Genomic DNA, 18,749 nt, shown 5'->3' with positions numbered 1-18,749 from the left:
CTGCCATGGTAGGCTGCTGGCATCCCGTCAACGCGCTCTCGCAGCCTTCATTATGCTTTCCAACGCGCTCATCGTATTGGCCACCATCGCGTTCATGGAAGTGTTTTCCATCGTCGCGCACAAGTACGTGATGCACGGCTTCGGGTGGGGCTGGCACCGCTCGCACCACGAGCCGCGCACCGGCTGGTTCGAAAAAAACGACCTGTACGCCGTGGTGTTCGCCGGTGTCGCCATCGCCCTGATCTGGTTCGGCACGCGTGGCTACCACCCGCTCGAATGGATCGGCGCCGGCATGACCGCTTACGGGCTTCTCTACTTCATCGCCCACGACGGCCTGGTGCACCAGCGCTGGCCGTTCCGCTACGTCCCCAAAAGCGGCTACCTCAAGCGCCTCTACCAGGCCCACCGCATGCACCATGCGGTGGAAGGTAAAGAGGGCGCCGTGTCCTTCGGCTTCCTGTACGCGCCGCCGGTCGCCCGGCTCAAGCGCCAGTTGCAAGCGCAGCAGGGCCAGGTGCGCCGCCCGCGCGGCCAGGACGCAGCCACAGATCGCGCCGCCGCGGCGCCATCGCTGCCCGACCAGGGCTGAGGCGCGAGGCCAGCGCCTGGATCCCGCCCAGGGCCAGCAGGCGCAGCTTGGTCGCCTTCGAGGTGCCCACCCGTTCGTCCCAGGCATGCGCCCCGCGCCGTTTGACTTCGATCCCGATCTGGCGGTACACATTGCGCGCGGTAGCGATCGCCCAGGCCGAGCGCAGGGGCAGGGCGGCGAGGCCGAGCGTGGCCGATTCATAATACGGCTCGGCGTGATCGACCAGGCGCGCTGCGACGCGCGCCAGCGCCGCGCGGTGGCGCGGCAGGGCCACGTGGTCGGGCGGGATGCCGGCCTCCAGCAGCCATTCGGCCGGCACGTAGCAGCGCCCGATCTTCGCATCGTCGATGATGTCGCGCGCGATATTCGTGAGTTGGAAGGCCAGCCCCAGGTCGCAGGCGCGGTCCAGCACCAGCTCGTCGCGCGCGCCCATGATCGACGCCATCATCAGGCCGACCACGCCGGCCACGTGGTAGCAGTAGCGCATGGTGTCGTCGATGGTGGTGTAGCGCGCCTCGTTGACGTCCATCGCGAAGCCGGCCAGGTGGTCGAAGGCATAGCGCGGCGCGATCGCGTGGCCCAGCGCCACTTCCTGGAAGGCGGCGAAGGCCGGGTCGCGCATCGGCTCGCCCGAATAGGCGCGCCGGGTGTCGTCGTACAGGCGATCGAGCTCGAAACCGGCGCCATAGGCGCTCGGTGCGGCGGCGGCGAAGCCCAGCTCCTGGCCGTCGACCACGTCGTCGCAATGGCGGCACCAGGCGTACAGCATCAAGACGCTGCGCCGGGTCGCCGGCGGGAATAGCCGGGCGGCGGCCGCGAAGCTTTTGGAGCCGACCTCGATGGTCTGGGTCGCGTGCTGCATCAGGTCGGTGCTCACCTGGGTGTTCATGCGTGGACTCCTTCCAGCATCAGGCCGGCGGTCGCCTTGGCCGAGCCGATCACGCCCGGCACGCCGGCGCCGGGATGGGTGCCGGCGCCGACCAGGTACAGGTTGGGCAGCTCGGCGTCGCGGTTGTGCGGGCGGAACCAGGCGCTCTGGGTCAGGATCGGCTCCAGCGAGAAGGCCGAGCCCAGGTGGGCATTGAGCTGGTCGCGGAAGTCGTGCGGCGTGAAGATGCGGCTGGTGACCAGCTGGCTGCGCAGGCCCGGCATATAGCGCCGTTCGAGGTAGTCGAAGATGCGGTCGCGGTAGCGCGGGCCTTCGGTCTCCCAGTCGATCGGTGCGTTGCCCAGGTGCGGCACCGGCGCCAGCACGTAGTGGCTGCCGCAGCCGGGCGGCGCCAGCGAGGGATCGGTGACGCAGGGGGCGTGCAGGTAGAGCGAGAAATCGTCGGCGAGCGTCTGGCCGTTGAAGATGTCCTTGATCAGCTCACGGTAGCGCGGGCCGAAGCAGACCGTATGGTGCTGCAGCTGCTCGTGGTGTTTATTCAGGCCGAAGTACAGGACGAACAGCGAATTGCTGAACCGTTTCTTCTTGAGCGCCTCGCCGTTGCTGCTGCCGCGCCCGTGGTTTTTCAGCAGGTCGGCATAGGTGTGCACTACGTCGGCATTCGACGCCACCGCGTCGGCTGCGAACCAGCGGCCGTCTTCCAGCCGTACGCCGCTGGCGAGATTGCCGGCGGTCTCGATGCGCGCCACCGATGCGTTCAGTTCCAGCTTGCCGCCCATGTCCTCGAACAGCCGCACCAGGCCTTTCACGAGCGCGCCGGTGCCGCCGCGCGGGAACCACACACCCCAGCGCCGCTCCAATGCGTGAATGAGAGTGTAGATCGACGAGGTGGCGAACGGGTTGCCGCCCACCAGCAGCGAGTGGAAGGAGAAGGCCTGGCGCAGCTGCTCGTCCTTGACGAAGCGCGACACCATGCCGTACACGCTCTTCCACGCTTCCAGCCGCGCCAGTTGCGGGCCGGCCTGGATCATGTCGCGAAAGGACAGGAACGGCACGGCGCCCAGCTTCAGGTAACCCTCATCGAACACCGCCTTCGAATACGCCAAAAAGCGCTGGTAGCCGGCGACGTCGGCCGGGTTGCGCGCATGGATCTGGCGGTCCAGCGCCTCCTGGTCGTTGGCGTAGTCGAAGTGGCTGCCGTCTTCCCAGCACAGGCGGTAGAAGGGCGCGACCGGCAGCATCTCGACGTAGTCACTCATCTTCTTGCCGCACAGGGTGAACAGCTCCTCGATCGCCGATGGATCTGTGATCACGGTGGGACCGGCGTCGAACACGAAGCCCTGGTCCTCGTAGACGTAGGCGCGGCCGCCCGGCTTGTCGCGTTTTTCGAGCAGGGTTGTTTGCATGCCGGCGGCCTGCAGGCGGATGGCCAGCGCCAGGCCGCCGAATCCGGCGCCGATCACGACGGCGCGCTTTTGTTCGATTCTCGGCTTGAAATTCATCTGGTTCATTCTGCGGTCCTGATCTGATAGGGGTGGGTCTTGCGTACGGCGTCAAACGCTTCCATGACGGGCACCGGCGGTTTGCCGGTCAACAGGCGTACCTTGTCGCCCAGGGTGGGGCAGCCGGCGTAGAAGCGCGCGATCAAGGGCGCGGGCAGGCCATAAAAACGCTGCATCACGCGCCAGCGGTGATCGGGGCTGCCGGCCAAAAACAGCATGCGGTTGAGCATGCGGAAAAAGCGTTGTTCGTCCCAGGCTTGCCGCGCCTGCTCGCGAATGGCGGCGAACAGCGTCGGGGCCGACAGCTCGGGCAGCGCGGCAATGCGCTCGGCCAGGCGCACCGCATGCGGCAGCGAGTAGCCGGTGGTCGGGTGAAACAGACCGGCGCGCAGGCCGACGCTGGGCTGGCCCTGCAACTCGTCCCAGAAGCCGTCGAAGTCGCCGGCCAGCACGATCGGCAGCGAGCCTTGTTCTTCGCGCAGCATGTCGCGCACGCGCCAGCCGCGCGCGGCCACGTAGGCGGCGATGTTGGCGCGCAGCCGCTCCGGTTCCCAGGCGGCGCTGTCGACGTAGTGCGTATCTTCGACCAGCACGCGGTCGGGCCCGAAGGGCAGCAGGTAGACGAAGCGGTAGCCTCCCTGCTGGGGCACGCTGGCGTCCATGATCACGGGCGCGCTCAAGCCGTGGGCGGCGTCGAGCCGCAATTCCTGGCCAAGAAAGGTCTGGTAGCCGAGCGCGAGATGGCTGCTGGTGCGCATGCCGCGGCCGTCGATGACGGCGCGTGCGCGCAGGGTTTCGCCATCGGCCAGCCGCACGCTGGTGGGTGTGACGTCGTCGATCCAGACGCCGGTGCGCAGCGTCGCGCCCAGCGCCGGTTCGACCACGTGGGCCAGGTCGAGCGCGGCGATGCTGGCGTAGCCTCCCGCCAGGGTACGGGCCAGGTCGGGAAACACCACGTCGTAGCGCGGCCAGCGGTGCGTGACCAGCGGCGCGATCCAGCGCAGCTGCGCGGGATCGAGATCGCTGTCGTGGAACGACCAGGTATGGTTGCCGCCAAGGCGCTTGCCTTGCTCGAGCACCAGGATGCGCAGTTCGGGACGCTCGCTGCGCAGGCGCCACGCGATCAGGCTGTTGGCCAGGCCGCCGCCGGCCAGAATCAGGTCGTAGTCGACCTTGTAGTGCTCATTGCTATGCTCATCCATGGCTGGCCACGCGTCGGGACTCGGGGACCAATCCGAGCGCGGCTTCGATGACGTCGGCCGCGCGCGGCGCGCCACCGGCCTGCCGGATCTGCTCGGCCAGCGGTTCCATGCGCTGCCGGAAGCCTGGCTCGTCCAGCAGGCGGCGCAGCTTGCGCGACAGTTCGGAGACGGTCGCGAAGCGCGGCGAGGCGCGCAGGCCGACGCCGGCATATTCCACCCGGGCGGCGGCGCCCGGATGGTCGAAGGCGATCGGCAGCGCCAGGATCGGCGTACGGGTGGCGATGGCTTCCATCACGGTGTTGGCGCCGGCATGCGAGATGACGGCGTCGGCGCGCGCCAGCACGGCCAGCTGGGGCACGAAGGCATGCACGCGGGTGTCGCCGATGCGTTCGAGCGCGCGCACCTGCCCGTCATCCAGGCCGCCGCAATGGGCGACCAGCAGCTGTGCGTCCTGGTGTTTGCAGGCTTGCGCGATGCGCTTGAACAGGCCGAAGCGCTGGCTGACCAGGGTGCCGAGCGAGGCGTAGACAAAGGGGCGCGTGCTCGATGCGGGCGGCAGCAGCGCGGCTAGTTCGGCTGGGCTCGAGGCTGGCGCTGCGGCCCCGCTATGCAGCGGCCCGACGTGATGAAAATGCGGCGGCAGTGCGCGCCGTGGAAAATCGAAGCCCGGCACGATCTGGCCGACCTGGGCCAGCGGCGACAGGCATTCGTGCAGTTTTGCGCGCGGGCTCAATCCTAGCTGCTGGGCTGCGGCAACAATCGCGCGCTCGTGCGGCCGCATCATCCAGTCGTAGACCATCGTGCTGCCTTCGACCATCTTGAAGGCGCGCTCGCTGTCTTCATACATGAAGGGCATGACGGGCAGCGGGATGCCAGGTTCGCGGTTGACCGGCAGCGCGCAGGCGACCGAGACGAAGGGCATGCCGATGCCTTCTGCCACCAGGCCGCCGGCCGCTTCCATCTGGTCGGCGACAATAAAATCGACCTGCAGCCGGCGCAGCGCGGCCGGCAGTTCGCGGCACAGCATCGTGGTGCTGGCCGCCATGTCGAGGATCACGCGGCGCAGGCCCAGCGGCGAGCCGGGGTTGGCCACGCGAGCCAGCATCGCCGGCAGCGAACCGGCCGGGTGCGAGTCCATGCCGACGGCGTGGAAGCCGATCCGTTCGTCCTTCACATAGGCGGCGGCATCCTTGCGATGCACGAAGGTGACGCGGTGCCCGCGGGCGACCAGTTCGCGCGCGAGCACCGTCAGCGTATTGAAGTGGCTGTAGAGCGCCGGGGCCACGACCGCGAAATGCGCCATGCGAAGCGCCGTCCTCAGGAGAGGCGCAACTCGGCCAGGTGCGCGCCCGAACGCAGCTCGCGCGCCTTGGCCAGCTCGGGCACGAAGCGCTTGCCCTTGGCTTCCTTCGCGAACAGCGCGCCGACGAAGCGGCGTGTGCGGCCGTGGGCGCCGACGGCGGCGCCGAGACAGCGGTCGGCTTCGACCAGGCAGGCCGCCAGGCGGCGCTGGGCTTCGTCGCGGCCCACCGTGTTGATCAGGGTGGCCTTGCCGACGTCCTTGCCAGTGTCCTTGCCCGTGACGGCGCTGTCGTTGCCGGCGCCGTCGAGGAAGTCGTCCTTGATCTGGAAGGCCTGGCCGGCCGCCAGCGCGAAGGCGCGCAGCTGCTGCGCAACCGACTCGTCGGCATGGCAGACGATGCAGGCCATATCAACCGCCACGCCCAGCAGCAGGCCGGTCTTGAGTTCATTGGTGGTGGCGATCGCCTCGGGCGAACGGGCGCCGCCGTGCAGGTCTTCGAACTGGCCGCGCACCAGGCCCTGGTCGCCGACCGTCTGCGCCAGCGTCGCGACCAGGCGCGCGCGGGTAGCGGGGGCAATGTCCTGGGCCTGCGACAGCACGCCAAAGGCGCGGCTGAGCAGGGCCACCGAGGCGAGGATGGCGACGTCTTCGCCATACTGGATGTGGATCGCGGGCTTGCCGCGGCGCAGGCTGGCATCGTCCATGCACGGCAGGTCGTCGAGGATCAGCGAGGCCGCGTGCACCAGTTCGACCGCGCAGGCGACGTCGATCAGGGCGGGCGATTTGCAGCCGAGGTCACGCGCGACCAGCATCAGGAGCAGCGGACGCATGCGCTTGCCGGCGCTGAGCGCGGACGAGCGCATGGCCTTGGTCAGATGGTCGTGGGGACCGCCGGACAGCAACTGGTCGATCCTTTCGTCCACCGCCCGGCGCAGCGATGCGATGTCATCGAAGGCGGCGTCGTCGCCCGTTTCCACGCCGATCCCATCGTACCGCCGCGTCGCTGTAGTCATACGGAATCCTGTAGAAATTGATGAACTTGATAACCATCATACCGGAGACAAAGTTGAGAAATAGTTAATTGAACTCAATCGTGCGGGGGTTTTTTGCTCAAAAAATGCGCAATTTACGCTAGGACTCATGGGAAGGCGGTACAAAAACGGTTCGGCCCGCACATGGCGGGCCGAGCAGGAAAAGATAACCGGAAGTCGTCAGGCCGGCTGCTCTTCGGGGAACAGGATCTTGAGGAAGGCGCGCACCACCGGCGCATCGTCCTGCGCCGGGTAGCTGATGTACAGGTTGGCCGATGGCGCGTGGGCGTGGATCGGCAGGAAGCGCACGCCCGGCCAGCCGATGCGGCTGGTGGTCTCCGGCATCAGGGCCACGCCCAGGCCGGCGCCGACCATGGCCAGCAGGGTCTGCGGCTCGGCCGCCTCCTGGAAGATGGTCGGCTGGAAGCCGGCATTCACGCAGCACTGGATCAGGTAGCGCGGCTCGGCCGACTGGTCCAGGTGCAGGGTCAGCATGGGTTCGCCCGCGATTTCGGGCAGGGCGATGGAGTCGCGTTCGGCCAGCGGATGGCGGGCGTTGACCGCCACACAGAACTGCTCCCTGAAGCAGAGTTCCTGGCGCAGGTTGGCCTGCTTGAGCACGTCCTGCTCGATGCGCGGCTCGCGCCAGAAGCCGACGTCGATCTGCTTGCTGCGCAGCGCTTCCCACTGGTCGTTCGGGCCCAGCTCATGGATGGTCCAGGTCACGCGCGGAAACTGGCTCTGGAACTGCTCCAGCAGGCCGGGGATCGGGCCCCACATCGCCGAGCCGACGATGCCGACCCGCAGCCGCCCGACCTCGCCGCGGTCGATCTGGCGAATCGTGTCGATCGTCATGCGCATCTTGCCCAGCAGCTCGGCCGCCTCCACCATCAGCGCGCGGCCGGCCACGGTCAGCTCGAAGCTGCGCGTGGTGCGGGTGAACAGCTTCACCCCCAGCTCGCTCTCGAGCTTCATGATCTGCTGCGACAGCGGTGGCTGCGAGATGTGCAGGCGCTCGGCGGCGCGGCTGAAGCTTTTTTCTTCGGCTACCGCCAGGAAGTATTTGAGCTGTTTGAGGTCGATCGACATGGCGGCCCGGTCTGGTCAGGCAGCCTTGTGCTGCAGCGCCACGGCCAGGCGCGCGCCGACCAGGGCGTTGTGCTTGACCAGCGCGATATTGGTGGCCAGGCTGCGCCCGCCCGTCAGCTCCTTGATGCGGGCCAGCAGGAAGGGCGTGACCTGCTTGCCGGTCACGGCCTGCTGCTGCGCCTCTTGCAGGGCCTGGTGGATGATGGCGTCGATCTCGTCGGGCGCCATCGCGGACTCGGCCGGCACCGGATTGCTGACCACCACGCCGCCCTTCAGGCCGAGTTGCCACTTGGTGCGGATGAAGGCGGCCTGCTCCTCGGGCGAATCGAGCTGGAAGTCGGCCTTGAAGCCGCTGTCGCGGGTGAAGAAGGCGGGGAAGCCCGGCTGGCCGACGGCCAGCACCGGCACGCCATGGGTCTCGAGGTATTCGAGCGTCAGGCCGATGTCGAGGATCGACTTCACGCCGGCGCACACCACGGCCACGCTGGTCTGGCTGAGCTCCTGCAGGTCGGCCGAGATGTCGAAGCTGGTTTCGGCGCCGCGGTGCACGCCGCCGATGCCGCCGGTGACGAACACCTCGATGCCGGCCAGTTCGGCGCAGATCATGGTGGCGGCGACGGTGGTCGCGCCCAGGCGGCCCTGCGCCAGCACGTAGGGCAGGTCGCGGCGGCTGACCTTGATAGCGTCCGGCGAGGAACCCAGCGTCTCGAGCTGGTCTTCCGACAGGCCGACGCAGATCTTGCCTTTGATGATGGCGATGGTGGCCGGCACGGCGCCGGCGTCGCGGATGACCTGCTCGACTTCGCGCGCGGTGTGCACGTTCTGCGGGTAGGGCATGCCGTGCGAGATGATGGTCGATTCGAGGGCGACGATCGGCTTGCCGGCGGTGCGGGCGGCCGCCACTTCGGGCGAAAACAGGAGGAAGGAATGCATGGTCAAATCTCTATTCAGTCGGTAACGATGTCCTGGACCGGGGCGTCGAACAGCCCCGGCGCCAGTTGCGGGCAGACGGTCTGCGTGCAGGCGATGGTCATGGCGGCCAGCATCTGGCCGCGGCGGCAGGCCGGTTCCAGGTTTGGCTCGGGCTGGCCGCTGTACAGGGTCCAGCAGACGGCGGCGGCGAAGGCGTCGCCGGCGCCGGTGACGTCGACCAGGTCCACGGCATCGACGGCTTGTCCTTCAAGCGCTTGCATGCCGGTGGCGGTCGTGAACATGACGCCCAGCGAGCCGCGCGTGACGATCACGTCCTGGACGCCGGCGCGCCGCAGTTCGGCGCAGGCCGCGGCGATGTCGGCGTCGGTCTCCAGTGGCCGGCCGACGCGCGCCGCCAGTTCGCCCACGTTCAGGATCAGCAGGCGCAGGCCGGTCAGGTCGCGCGGCAGGCGGTCGATCTTGGGTTCCGAGACGGCGACGATCACCATCGGCACGCCGTCGCGCCGGCTGCCTTCCAGCAGGGCGGCGACCGCCTCGCGCGGCAGGTTCAGGTCGGCGACGATCAGGGCGGCGCCGGCGCGCTGCTGTTCGCGGGTCGCGAAGAACTCGGGCGTAAGCGACTCGTTGATCTCCATATCGGCCAGCGCCACGCGCATGTCGCCGTCCTCGTCGAGCACCGCGGTATAGGTGCCGCTGGCGGCGCCGTCCACGCGCAGCGCGCCGCGGGTATCGATGCCGGTTTCGTCGGCGTAGGAGAGCAGGGCGCGCCCGGACGAGTCACCGCCGACCGCCGTGACCAGCGCCGTGGGGACGCCCAGGCGCGCCAGGTTCTCGGCAATGTTACGTGCGACGCCGCCGAAGGATTCGGTCTGGCGCGCCGGGTTCGAGGTGCCGAGCGCCAGCCTGGCCGTCGTGCGCAGCTTGCGATCGAGGTTGGCGGCGCCGATGCACAGCACCGGCCGGTGGTCGGGCAGCACGTAGGCACGGCCGAGGATGCGGCGCTCACGCACCAGGGTGGCGATGTAGTTGGCGACCGCGGAGCGCGACAGGCCGAGATGGCCGGCCAGGTCTTGCTGCGAGATGAAGGGGTTGGAACGGATCAGCTCGTATAACTGTTCTTTTTTCGGCATCGCGTTCGTGTGCGCCGTCAGGCGGCCAGGACAATTGTTTTATCATACTAGACAATTGTTTAAAACCTGTCAACGAATCTTTCCTTCAGTGTAAGCAGCTCTGTAGCACCACGCACAATTTATCTGTAAAAGATATAAATCGGGAAGAAAAAGTGTATTTGCCATACATATCGGCATTCATGCATAGTTATAATATCCAGTTGTCCAAATGCGCTGCACGCGCGCGCGTTGGGCATTTGCCTCTCTCATCCGCGACCCACATCACCCAGTTTTCAACAAGGAATATCATGTCCAGCAATACCCCATTCGAAGCCGCCGACATCATCCGTGCCCGCAAGCCGGGTTTCGCCCCGCGTGTGGCGCTGATCCTCGGTTCCGGACTGGGCGTGCTGGCCGAACAACTGGTCGATGCGGTGTCGATCGGCTATGCCGACCTGCCGGGCTTCCCGATCTCCACCGTGCACGGCCACGCCGGCGAACTGGTGCTGGGCACCCTGGCCGGCGTGCCGGTCGCCTGCATGAAGGGCCGCGGCCACTTCTATGAAGGCTATGGCCCGGGCGTGATGACTTCGGCCATCCGCACGCTCAAGGAAATCGGCTGCGAACTGCTGTTCGTCACCAATGCCGCCGGCTCGCTGCGCGTCGAAGCCGATGCCGGCAGCCTGGTCGCGATCACCGACCACATCAACTTCCTGCCGGGCAGCCCGATGTCCGGCCCGAACGACGAACGCTTCGGCCCGCGCTTCTTCAGCATGTCGAACGCCTATGACGCGGAGACCCGCGAGCAGGTCAAGGCCGTCGCCGCGGAAAAGGGCATCGTTCTGCACGAAGGCGTGTACCTGGCGGCCGCCGGTCCGCACTTCGAGACCGTCGCCGAAATCCGCGCCTTTAAAACGCTGGGCGCCGACGTGGTGGGCATGTCGCTGATCCCGGAAGTGATCGCCGCGCGCCACTGCGGCCTGAAGGTCACCGCCGTCTCGGCCATCACCAACCTGGCCGAAGGCCTGTCGCCGTTCGCGCTGTCGCACGAGCAGACCCTGAAGTACGCGGCGATCGCGGCCAAGGATATGGTCACGCTGATCCACGCCTACATTGAACGCGTCGGTTCGACCCCACGCGCCTGAGCCCTGAATTCCTAGAATCGAAGAAAGCGAAGACCATGTCACGCGCATTCATCCTCCTGCTTGATTCCTTCGGCCTGGGCGCATTGCCCGACGCCGATAAATACGGCGACACGGGCGCCAACACCTTCGGCCACATCGCCGAGTGGGCCGCGAAAGAGGGCAAGCCGATGTCGCTGCCGAACCTCGAGAAACTGGGCCTGGCTGCTGCTGCGCATAAAGCCAGCGGCGAATGGGCGCCCGGCTTCGACCTGCGCGACGGTTTCACCGGCGCCTGGGGCGTCGCCCGCGAACAGTCGACCGGCAAGGACACGCAGAGCGGCCACTGGGAAATCGCCGGCGTGCCGGTGCTGTTCGACTGGGGATACTTCCCCAAGACCGTGCCGTCGTTCCCGCAAGAGCTGACCGACAAGCTGCAGGAATTGACCGGCGTGCCGGGCTGGCTGGGCAACTGCCACGCCTCGGGCACCACCGTCATCAACGAGCTGGGCGACGAGCACGTCGCCACCGGCAAGCCGATCCTGTACACCTCGGCCGACTCGGTGCTGCAGATCGCGGCGCACGAGGAACACTTCGGCCTGGATCGCTTATATCAGGTGTGCGAAGCCGCCTATGAGCTGGTCAAGCCATACAATATCGGCCGCGTGATCGCGCGTCCTTTCGTGGGCGCCAATGGCGACTACAAGCGCACCGCGAACCGTCACGACTACGCCGTGCCGCCGATCGCACCGACCCTGCTCGACCACGTCAAGGACGCGGGCGGCGAGATGATCGCCCTGGGTAAAATCAGCGACATCTTCGCGGCGCAAGGCGTGACCCGCCTGGTCAAGGGCCCGGACAATATGGCGCTGTTCGACCGCCTGCTCGAAGTAGCCGACGAGGCGGGCGACAAGTCGCTCACTTTTGTGAACTTCGTCGACTTCGACATGCACTTCGGCCATCGCCGCGACGTCGCCGGCTATTCGAACGCGCTGCACGAACTCGATGCGCGTCTGCCGGAATTCATGGCCAAGCTGAAGGACGGCGATCTGGTCGTGATCACCGCCGACCACGGCTGCGACCCGACCGCGCCCGGCTCGGACCACACCCGCGAGCACATCCCGATGATCTTCTTCGGCCCGAACGTCAAGGCGCAGGAACTGCCGACCGCCGACACCTTCTCGAGCATCGGCGCCACCCTGGCCAAACACCTCGGCGTCAAACCACTTTCGAACGGAACCGCACTGCTATGACCCAGCCCCTGGATTTCAAACGTAATGCCGGCATGGCGCTGGACCTGGGCCTGGTCAACAGCGTCAAGGTCAACCGCAATGCGGCCGACCGCCGCGCCGCCAGCCTGGCGAACCGCCGCACGGTCAAGAAGGAATACCAGGCCGCCTGGCTGGTGCGTGCGATCGAATGCATCGACCTGACCACCCTCGGCGGCGACGACACCCCGGGCCGCGTCGAGCGCCTGTGCATGAAGGCGATGCGCCCGCTGCGCGCCGACCTGATGCAAGCCCTGGGCCTCGAGACGCTGACGACTGGCGCGGTCTGCGTGTACCACGAGATGATCACCCCGGCCGTCAAGGTGCTGAACGGCCGCCTGCCGATCGCCGCCGTGTCGACCGCTTTCCCGGCCGGCCTGTCGAGTATGGAAACCAAGGTGCGCGAGATCGAATTGTCGGTGGCCGCAGGCGCGACCGAGATCGACATCGTCATCACCCGTCAGCATGTGTTGACCGGTAACTGGCAAGCGCTGTACGACGAAATGGTGGCCTATCGCCAGGCTTGTGGCGAAGCGCACGTCAAGGCCATCCTGGCCACCGGCGACCTGGTGACCCTGGAAAACGTGGCCAAGGCATCAATGGTCTGCATGATGGCCGGCGCGGACTTCATCAAGACCTCGACCGGCAAGGAAGGCGTCAACGCCACTATCCCGGTGTCGCTGGTGATGGTGCGCGCGATTCGCGACTACTACGAGCTGACCGGCTTCCAGGTCGGCTACAAGCCGGCCGGCGGCGTGTCGAGCGCCAAGTCGGCGCTGCAATACCTGACCGTGATGAAGGAAGAACTGGGCAACGACTGGCTGCAGCCGCACCTGTTCCGCATCGGCGCTTCCAGCCTGCTGACCGACATCGAGCGCCAGCTGGAGCACTACGTGACCGGCAACTACTCGGCCGCTCATCGCCACGCGCAACCTTAATTTCGGACTTCGTCATGCCAACTATTAAAGAAATCCTGCAGACCATGGACTACGGCCCCGCAGCAGAAAGCACCAAGGAAGCCCTCGCGTGGCTGGACCAGCACGATCGCCGTTTTGGCCTGTTCATCGATAACGCCTGGTCGGACGCCGCCGAGACCTTCGCCACCAACAATCCTGCCGACGGCAGCGAACTGGCGCAGGTCACGCAGGCGAGCAACGACGACGTCGAACGCGCCGTCGCCGCCGCGCGCCGCGCCCAGCCGGGCTGGGTCGCCCTGGGTGGCCATGGCCGCGCCAAGATCATGTACGCGCTGTCGCGCCTTCTGCAAAAGCATGCACGCCTGTTCGCGGTGCTCGAGACGCTCGATAACGGCAAGACCATCCGCGAAACCCGCGATGCCGACCTGCCGCTGGCCGCGCGTCACTTCTATCATCACGCCGGCTGGGCGCAATTGCAGTCGGAAGAATTCGCCGACTACCGCGCCGTCGGCGTGGTGGGCCAGATCGTGCCGTGGAACTTCCCGCTGCTGATGCTGGCATGGAAAATCGCGCCGGCGCTGGCTGCCGGTAACACCGTTGTGTTCAAGCCGGCCGAGTACACGCCGCTGACCGCCTTGCTGTTCGCCGAGATCTGCCAGCGCGCCGGCGTGCCGGCCGGCGTCGTCAACATCGTGACCGGCGACGGCCGCGTGGGCGAAGCCATCGTGAACCACCCTGGTATCGACAAGATCGCCTTCACCGGCTCGACCGAAGTCGGCCGCCTGATCCGCAAGGCCACCGCGGGCAGCGGCAAGAAGCTGTCGCTGGAGTTGGGCGGCAAGTCGCCGTTCATCGTCTTTGACGATGCCGACCTGGATGCGGCGGTCGAAGGCCTGGTCGATTCGATCTGGTTCAACCAGGGCCAGGTATGCTGCGCCGGTTCGCGCCTGCTGGTGCAGGAATCGGTCTATGAGCGCTTCATCGGTAAAGTGAAGGCACGCATGCAGAACCTGCGCGTCGGCTCGCCGCTGGATAAATCGAACGATATCGGCGCGCTGGTCGATCCGGTGCAGCAGCAGCGCATCCACGGTCTCGTGGAATCGGCGCGCGCCGAAGGTTGCGAAGTGTGGCAGCCGAACGTGGAACTGGCAGCGACCGGTTCGTGGTATCTGCCGACCCTGATCACGGGCGCCTCGACATCAAACGCCGTGGCCCAGGCCGAGATCTTCGGACCGGTGCTGGTGGCGATGAGCTTCCGCACCCCGGCTGAGGCAGTGCAACTGGCCAACAACACCGTGTACGGCCTGGCGGCCTGCGTGTGGAGCGAGTCGATCAGCCTGGCGCTGGACGTGGTCCCGCAGATCAAGGCCGGCGTGGTGTGGATCAACACCGCCAACCAGTTCGACGCGGCCTGCGGCTTCGGTGGCTACAAGGAATCGGGTTATGGCCGCGAGGGCGGCAAAGAGGGCATGTACGAGTACCTGACGCCGCTGGCGGAAGATGCGCGTCCATCGGCGCCGGTCGTGGCCGACAAAGCCAAGGCCAAGCCGGCGCAGGAAGACAGCCCGTTTGCGGTCGACCGCACCGCCAAGCTGTACATCGGCGGCAAGCAGGCCCGCCCCGACGGCGCCTACAGCCGCGCCATCAATGGCGCCAATGGCGACTTCCTGGCCGATATCGGCGAAGGCAGCCGCAAGGACATCCGCAATGCCGTGGAAGCGGCGCACAAGGCCGCCGGCTGGACCAAGGCGACCGCGCACAACCGCGCGCAGGTGCTGTACTACATCGCCGAGAACCTGGCGATCCGCGCCGACGAATTCGCGCAGCGCATTGCGCAGCAGACCGGTTCGAAGGATGCGGCGCGCGAAGTGGCCGCCTCGATCGAGCGCCTGTTCTACTGGGCGGCGTGGGCCGACAAGTACGACGGCGCGGCGCACCAGCCGCCGATGCACGGCATCACCGTGGCGCTGAACGAAGCGGTCGGCGTGATCGGCATCGTGTGCCCGAACGAGAACCCGCTGCTGGGCTTCATCTCGCTGGTGGCGCCGGCGCTGGCGCTGGGCAACCGCGTGGTGGCGGTGCCGTCGGAGCAGCATCCCCTGTCGGCGATCGACCTGTACCAGGTGCTGGATACGTCCGACCTGCCGGGCGGCGCGCTGAATATCGTCACCGGTTCGGCCGACGAGCTGGCGCGCACGCTGGCGACGCATGGCGATATCGATGCTGTGTGGCGTCATGACGGTTCGAAAGAAGGCTGCGCTGAAGTCGAGCGTTTGTCGGCCGAATCGCTCAAGCGCACCTGGACCGGCGGCGCCAAGGGCCGTGATTGGTTCGATGCCAAGCAGGCCTGCGGCCGCACGGTGCTGCAGCATGCGAGCCAGGTCAAGAATGTCTGGATTCCGTACGGCGTGTAATTAAACAGCCCGGAACCTCAAATCCCCGTCATTCCCGCGCAGGCGGGAATCCAAGTCGTTCGCGTTACGCTAGCTCACTTGGATTCCCGCCTCCGCGGGAATGACGTTTTCAAGCTATTAGTGAGAACGGACACAATCATGTTCCTCCCCCAAGAAATCGTCCGCAAGAAGCGCGACGGCGGCGTCCTCTCCGCCGAAGAAATCCAGTTCTTCGTGCGCGGCATCCCTGACGGCAGTGTCACCGAAGGCCAGATCGCGGCGTTCGCGATGGCGGTCTACTTCAATGACATGACGATGGACGAACGCGTTGCCTTCACCCTGGCGATGCGCGACTCGGGCCAGGTCATGGAATGGAAATCCCTGAACCTGCCCGGCCCGGTGGTCGACAAGCATTCGACCGGCGGCGTCGGCGACGTGGTCTCGCTGATGCTGGGACCGATGATCGCGGCCTGCGGCGGCTTCGTGCCGATGATCTCGGGCCGCGGCCTGGGCCACACCGGCGGCACGCTCGACAAGTTCGATTCGATCCCGGGCTACAGCACCGTGCCGGAACCGGAAAAATTCCGCCAGGTGGTGCAGGACGTGGGCGTGGCCATCATCGGCCAGACCGCCCAGCTGGCGCCGGCCGACAAGCGGTTCTACAGCATCCGCGACACCACGGCGACCGTGGAATCGGTGGCCATGATCACCGGCTCGATCCTGTCCAAGAAGCTGTCGGCGGGCCTGGACGCGCTGGTGATGGACGTGAAGGTCGGCAGCGGCGCCTTCATGCCGACCCCGGCGAAATCGCTGGAGCTGGCCGAATCGATCGTCAACGTCGGCAACGGCGCCGGCACCCGTACCTCGGCCATCCTGACCGGCATGGACGAATCGCTGTGCCACGCCGCCGGCAATGCCGTCGAAGTGCGCGTCGCGATCGACTACCTGAGCGGCAAGTCGCGTCCCGCGCGCCTGCACGAGGTGACGATGGCGCTGTGCGCCGAGATGCTCGTCATCTCGGGCCTGGCGTCGAGCGAGCAGGAAGCGCGCGCCAAGCTGCAGGCAGCCCTCGATTCGGGCGAAGCCGCCGAACGTTTCGCACGCATGGTCAGCGCCCTGGGCGGCCCGGCCGACCTGATGGACAAGCCCGACGCGCACCTGGAAACGGCGCCGGTCATCGTGCCCGTGCCTGCGCTGCAGGCCGGCTATGCGAGTGCGGTCGATACCCGCGAACTGGGCTTGGCCGTGGTGGCGCTGGGCGGTGGCCGTGTGCGTCCGCAGGATGCGATCGACTTCGCCGTCGGCCTGACCGGGCTGGTGGAACTGGGCGATGCGATCGTCGTCGGCCAGCCGCTGGCGATGGTGCATGCGCGCAGCCAGGAGGCGGCCGAGCAGGCGATCCGCCAGGTGCAGGCCGCCTATCGCATCGCGTCTGAAAAGCCGGCCGTCGAGCCGATGATCCACCGCACCGTTCGTCCGTGAGCCACACCATGAAATACGCGAAACTGATCGATGAAGCACGCGCCGCGCGCGAACTGGCCTATGCCCCGTACTCGAAATTCAAGGTAGGCGCAGCGCTGGAGTGCAGGGATGGCCGCATCTTCCGCGGCTGTAATGTGGAGAATGCCGCCTATGGCCTGTGCAACTGTGCCGAGCGCACCGCCTTGTTCAGCGCCATCGCCAGCGGCTACCAGCCGGGCGATTTCGCGGTCCTGGCCGTGATCGGCCAGACCGAAGGCCCGATCGCACCCTGCGGCGCCTGCCGCCAGGTGATCCTGGAACTGGGAGGCAACGAATTGCCGGTGGTGCTGACCAACCTGGAGGGCGACGTATTCGAGACCACCGCAGCGGCGCAGTTACCGAATGCCTTCGGGGGCCGTGACCTGGGAGTGTAAGCAGGCCTTGTGATCCGGGATTCGGTCTCCACCATGATGACATCCTTATATGCTTAACCTGGAATTGGAGGTAGTCATGAAGAAAGTCATCGTGCTGTTGAGTGGTGTGATCATCGCGGCGAGTGCTGCGGCCCAGGCGGACAAGACCAGTTCGAATACAACCCAGGCTGAACGGACGGGAACTGTCGATCGGCAGATCCCGGCCAATACCGACCGCGACAAGCGAGAGAACCCGGCAGCGGAAGGGCCGGAAAGCGCGAACATCGTCGACCCTGACTTCCAGGGCAGCAGCAAGCAGGAGACGACCGCATCCGGCATGGGTCAGCCGAAGAAGGAGGGCGAGCGGTCGGACAAGACCCGTTCGGACGTGCAGGACGTTGAAAACAAGACGAAGCAATAAGCTCGTCTGGCGGCCCCGTCTGGATATCGGCGGGGCCGCCTTCTGATTACCACATCAGGTCGTCCGGAATCTTGTAATCCGCGTACGGATCGTCTTCTTCCACTTCCTGCACCTTCTTCTTGATCTGGACCACAATCGAGGCATCGCGCTGGGCGATCTTCTCGCCGATCACGCGCGGCACCAGTTCGAAGCTGCCATTCATGTGGACGATCACCAGGCGTCCCGCCACCAGGTGCTCGACAATCTGCGACGTCACGTGGATGCGCTCGATCTTGGTGCCGAAGGTGAAGTTGTAGGGCACGTCGCCCTTGCCCTTCGATTGCTTGTTCTGCTGCACCAGCTGGGCGATCTGCGCCAGGATGGCTTTCTGGGCGGCGTCGGCGTCGCGCTGGGCGTTCAGCTCGCGCGCCCGCTCCGCGTTCTTGCGCTGCATCTCGAGCGCCGCTTCACGCGACTGGTTGACCTTTTCCACGCCGGTGCGCAACACTTCCTTGTGTTGCTTGCTCTTGTCCTGGTTGACCTGCTTGACCTTCTTCTTGTCGACCAGGCCGGCTTTTAGTAACTGCTCTTGCAGCGAGACCATGTTGTGCTTCCTTGAAATGATGAATGCCGCTCGCGGCAAATAGTGAGCGGCGACCGGTCGCTAGCATAGCAAACTAGGAGTCCACCGGCGAGCATCAGGCCTGCCATGGATTATATGTGCCGACCTGCCACACATGGCCTTCCGGGTCCCGGCACGCAAAGGCCCGGCCACCCTGGGGCACGTCGTCGATCTGCATGATGATCGTCGCGCCGCTCTCTACCACACGCGAATAGACGTCGTCGGCACTGTCGACGTGGATCCAAATGGTCTGGGTCTGCAGGCCGCCGGACTGCTCTGGCGTTGTCAGCAGTTGACCGTAAGAATCATCTGCGTGGCTACCGATCATGACCATGCCGTCACCGAGGGTGAGTTCGGCGTGGCTGATCTCTGCATTCTTGCCAGGTATCACCAGTCGTTTTTCGAAACCTAGATTTCTGCAGAGCCATTCTATGATTGCGGGCGTATCGCGGTAGCGCAGGCAGGGCACAACGGTCGAGCTCATTGCAATCTCCTGGAGGTGGCAGA

General features: G+C 66.3%; 18 protein-coding genes. 8 read left to right on the top strand and 10 right to left on the bottom strand.

All coding sequences use genetic code 11. From position 1 onward, the window contains the following. Window positions 1-52: 52 nt before the first annotated feature. Window positions 53-589, top strand: a complete 537-nt coding sequence (locus SOM28_RS11845) for a sterol desaturase family protein (protein WP_123071627.1) — start codon at window positions 53-55, stop codon at window positions 587-589. Here SOM28_RS11845 and crtB read toward each other — a convergent pair. The 8 genes from crtB to SOM28_RS11805 all read right to left on the bottom strand — a co-directional run bounded on the left by crtB (window position 483) and on the right by SOM28_RS11805 (window position 9,668). Beyond that, entirely contained in the window at window positions 483-1,478 is a 996-nt protein-coding gene (gene crtB / locus SOM28_RS11840; RefSeq protein WP_320468224.1) for a 15-cis-phytoene synthase CrtB, read from the bottom strand. The genes SOM28_RS11845 and crtB overlap by 107 nt on opposite strands. Next, entirely contained in the window at window positions 1,475-2,989 is a 1,515-nt protein-coding gene (locus tag SOM28_RS11835) for a phytoene desaturase (RefSeq protein WP_320468223.1), read from the bottom strand. Before SOM28_RS11835 ends, crtB begins: the two co-directional genes overlap by 4 nt. After that, on the bottom strand, window positions 2,986-4,182 hold the full coding sequence (gene crtY, locus SOM28_RS11830; protein WP_320468222.1) for a lycopene beta-cyclase CrtY: 1,197 nt from the start codon (window positions 4,180-4,182) through the stop codon (window positions 2,986-2,988). Before crtY ends, SOM28_RS11835 begins: the two co-directional genes overlap by 4 nt. Then, window positions 4,175-5,485: a glycosyltransferase gene (locus tag SOM28_RS11825; protein WP_320468221.1), complete on the bottom strand. Its 1,311-nt coding sequence runs from the start codon at window positions 5,483-5,485 to the stop codon at window positions 4,175-4,177. The genes crtY and SOM28_RS11825 overlap by 8 nt, the downstream gene beginning before the upstream one ends. A gap of 14 nt (window positions 5,486-5,499) precedes the next feature. Beyond that, window positions 5,500-6,498, bottom strand: a complete 999-nt coding sequence (locus SOM28_RS11820; RefSeq protein WP_123071632.1) for a polyprenyl synthetase family protein — start codon at window positions 6,496-6,498, stop codon at window positions 5,500-5,502. Between the two features lie 198 nt (window positions 6,499-6,696). Further along, complete coding sequence (locus tag SOM28_RS11815; protein WP_320468220.1) at window positions 6,697-7,605, bottom strand: LysR family transcriptional regulator; 909 nt, start codon at window positions 7,603-7,605, stop codon at window positions 6,697-6,699. A 15-nt stretch (window positions 7,606-7,620) separates the two neighbouring features. Continuing rightward, a complete protein-coding gene (locus SOM28_RS11810; RefSeq protein ID WP_320468219.1) occupies window positions 7,621-8,538 on the bottom strand; it encodes a pseudouridine-5'-phosphate glycosidase in 918 nt (305 codons plus the stop codon). A 14-nt stretch (window positions 8,539-8,552) separates the two neighbouring features. Then, a complete protein-coding gene (locus tag SOM28_RS11805) occupies window positions 8,553-9,668 on the bottom strand; it encodes a carbohydrate kinase (RefSeq protein ID WP_320468218.1) in 1,116 nt (371 codons plus the stop codon). A 287-nt stretch (window positions 9,669-9,955) separates the two neighbouring features. Between SOM28_RS11805 and xapA the strand changes: the two genes are divergently transcribed. From xapA to SOM28_RS11770, 7 genes are all read left to right on the top strand, one after another. Further along, complete coding sequence (gene xapA, locus SOM28_RS11800) at window positions 9,956-10,792, top strand: xanthosine phosphorylase (protein ID WP_123071636.1); 837 nt, start codon at window positions 9,956-9,958, stop codon at window positions 10,790-10,792. A gap of 35 nt (window positions 10,793-10,827) precedes the next feature. Continuing rightward, a complete protein-coding gene (locus SOM28_RS11795; RefSeq protein ID WP_123071637.1) occupies window positions 10,828-12,021 on the top strand; it encodes a phosphopentomutase in 1,194 nt (397 codons plus the stop codon). Beyond that, window positions 12,018-12,974 (top strand): deoxyribose-phosphate aldolase, encoded by a 957-nt coding sequence (gene deoC, locus SOM28_RS11790; RefSeq protein WP_147933804.1) that lies wholly within the window; start codon window positions 12,018-12,020, stop codon window positions 12,972-12,974. The genes SOM28_RS11795 and deoC overlap by 4 nt, the downstream gene beginning before the upstream one ends. Before the next feature lie 14 nt (window positions 12,975-12,988). Then, window positions 12,989-15,367, top strand: a complete 2,379-nt coding sequence (locus SOM28_RS11785; RefSeq protein ID WP_414675174.1) for an aldehyde dehydrogenase family protein — start codon at window positions 12,989-12,991, stop codon at window positions 15,365-15,367. Window positions 15,368-15,505: 138 nt separating this feature from the next. Further along, window positions 15,506-16,828 (top strand): thymidine phosphorylase, encoded by a 1,323-nt coding sequence (gene deoA, locus SOM28_RS11780; protein ID WP_320468217.1) that lies wholly within the window; start codon window positions 15,506-15,508, stop codon window positions 16,826-16,828. Between the two features lie 8 nt (window positions 16,829-16,836). Beyond that, window positions 16,837-17,241, top strand: coding sequence for a cytidine deaminase (locus SOM28_RS11775; protein WP_320468216.1), 405 nt, complete (start codon window positions 16,837-16,839; stop codon window positions 17,239-17,241). A gap of 76 nt (window positions 17,242-17,317) precedes the next feature. Further along, the gene (locus tag SOM28_RS11770) at window positions 17,318-17,641 is read left to right on the top strand and encodes a hypothetical protein (protein WP_148044123.1); all 324 of its coding nucleotides are present in this window, start codon (window positions 17,318-17,320) and stop codon (window positions 17,639-17,641) included. A 46-nt stretch (window positions 17,642-17,687) separates the two neighbouring features. Here SOM28_RS11770 and SOM28_RS11765 read toward each other — a convergent pair whose 3' ends face one another. Next, window positions 17,688-18,224, bottom strand: a complete 537-nt coding sequence (locus tag SOM28_RS11765) for a DUF2058 domain-containing protein (RefSeq protein WP_123071643.1) — start codon at window positions 18,222-18,224, stop codon at window positions 17,688-17,690. 94 nt (window positions 18,225-18,318) lie between these two features. Beyond that, entirely contained in the window at window positions 18,319-18,726 is a 408-nt protein-coding gene (locus tag SOM28_RS11760) for a VOC family protein (RefSeq protein WP_320468215.1), read from the bottom strand. Window positions 18,727-18,749 lie beyond the last annotated feature (23 nt).

This window comes from Massilia sp. CFBP9026, assembly GCF_034045165.1.
Taxonomy (GTDB): Bacteria; Pseudomonadota; Gammaproteobacteria; order Burkholderiales; family Burkholderiaceae_D; genus Telluria; species Telluria arenae.
Note: the sequence above shows the minus strand (reverse complement) of the source record. Positions and strands in the feature narration are given on the sequence as shown.

Excerpts from the sequence above, each read along its gene's own strand:
- SOM28_RS11845 (WP_123071627.1), top strand. The coding sequence starts at position 53 with ATGCTTTCCAACGCGCTCATCGTATTGGCCACCATCGCGTTCATGGAA.
- crtB (WP_320468224.1), bottom strand. The coding sequence starts at position 1,478 with ATGAACACCCAGGTGAGCACCGACCTGATGCAGCACGCGACCCAGACC.
- SOM28_RS11835 (WP_320468223.1), bottom strand. The coding sequence starts at position 2,989 with ATGAACCAGATGAATTTCAAGCCGAGAATCGAACAAAAGCGCGCCGTC.
- crtY (WP_320468222.1), bottom strand. The coding sequence starts at position 4,182 with ATGGATGAGCATAGCAATGAGCACTACAAGGTCGACTACGACCTGATT.
- SOM28_RS11825 (WP_320468221.1), bottom strand. The coding sequence starts at position 5,485 with ATGGCGCATTTCGCGGTCGTGGCCCCGGCGCTCTACAGCCACTTCAAT.
- SOM28_RS11820 (WP_123071632.1), bottom strand. The coding sequence starts at position 6,498 with ATGACTACAGCGACGCGGCGGTACGATGGGATCGGCGTGGAAACGGGC.
- SOM28_RS11815 (WP_320468220.1), bottom strand. The coding sequence starts at position 7,605 with ATGTCGATCGACCTCAAACAGCTCAAATACTTCCTGGCGGTAGCCGAA.
- SOM28_RS11810 (WP_320468219.1), bottom strand. The coding sequence starts at position 8,538 with ATGCATTCCTTCCTCCTGTTTTCGCCCGAAGTGGCGGCCGCCCGCACC.
- SOM28_RS11805 (WP_320468218.1), bottom strand. The coding sequence starts at position 9,668 with ATGCCGAAAAAAGAACAGTTATACGAGCTGATCCGTTCCAACCCCTTC.
- xapA (WP_123071636.1), top strand. The coding sequence starts at position 9,956 with ATGTCCAGCAATACCCCATTCGAAGCCGCCGACATCATCCGTGCCCGC.
- SOM28_RS11795 (WP_123071637.1), top strand. The coding sequence starts at position 10,828 with ATGTCACGCGCATTCATCCTCCTGCTTGATTCCTTCGGCCTGGGCGCA.
- deoC (WP_147933804.1), top strand. The coding sequence starts at position 12,018 with ATGACCCAGCCCCTGGATTTCAAACGTAATGCCGGCATGGCGCTGGAC.
- SOM28_RS11785 (WP_414675174.1), top strand. The coding sequence starts at position 12,989 with ATGCCAACTATTAAAGAAATCCTGCAGACCATGGACTACGGCCCCGCA.
- deoA (WP_320468217.1), top strand. The coding sequence starts at position 15,506 with ATGTTCCTCCCCCAAGAAATCGTCCGCAAGAAGCGCGACGGCGGCGTC.
- SOM28_RS11775 (WP_320468216.1), top strand. The coding sequence starts at position 16,837 with ATGAAATACGCGAAACTGATCGATGAAGCACGCGCCGCGCGCGAACTG.
- SOM28_RS11770 (WP_148044123.1), top strand. The coding sequence starts at position 17,318 with ATGAAGAAAGTCATCGTGCTGTTGAGTGGTGTGATCATCGCGGCGAGT.
- SOM28_RS11765 (WP_123071643.1), bottom strand. The coding sequence starts at position 18,224 with ATGGTCTCGCTGCAAGAGCAGTTACTAAAAGCCGGCCTGGTCGACAAG.
- SOM28_RS11760 (WP_320468215.1), bottom strand. The coding sequence starts at position 18,726 with ATGAGCTCGACCGTTGTGCCCTGCCTGCGCTACCGCGATACGCCCGCA.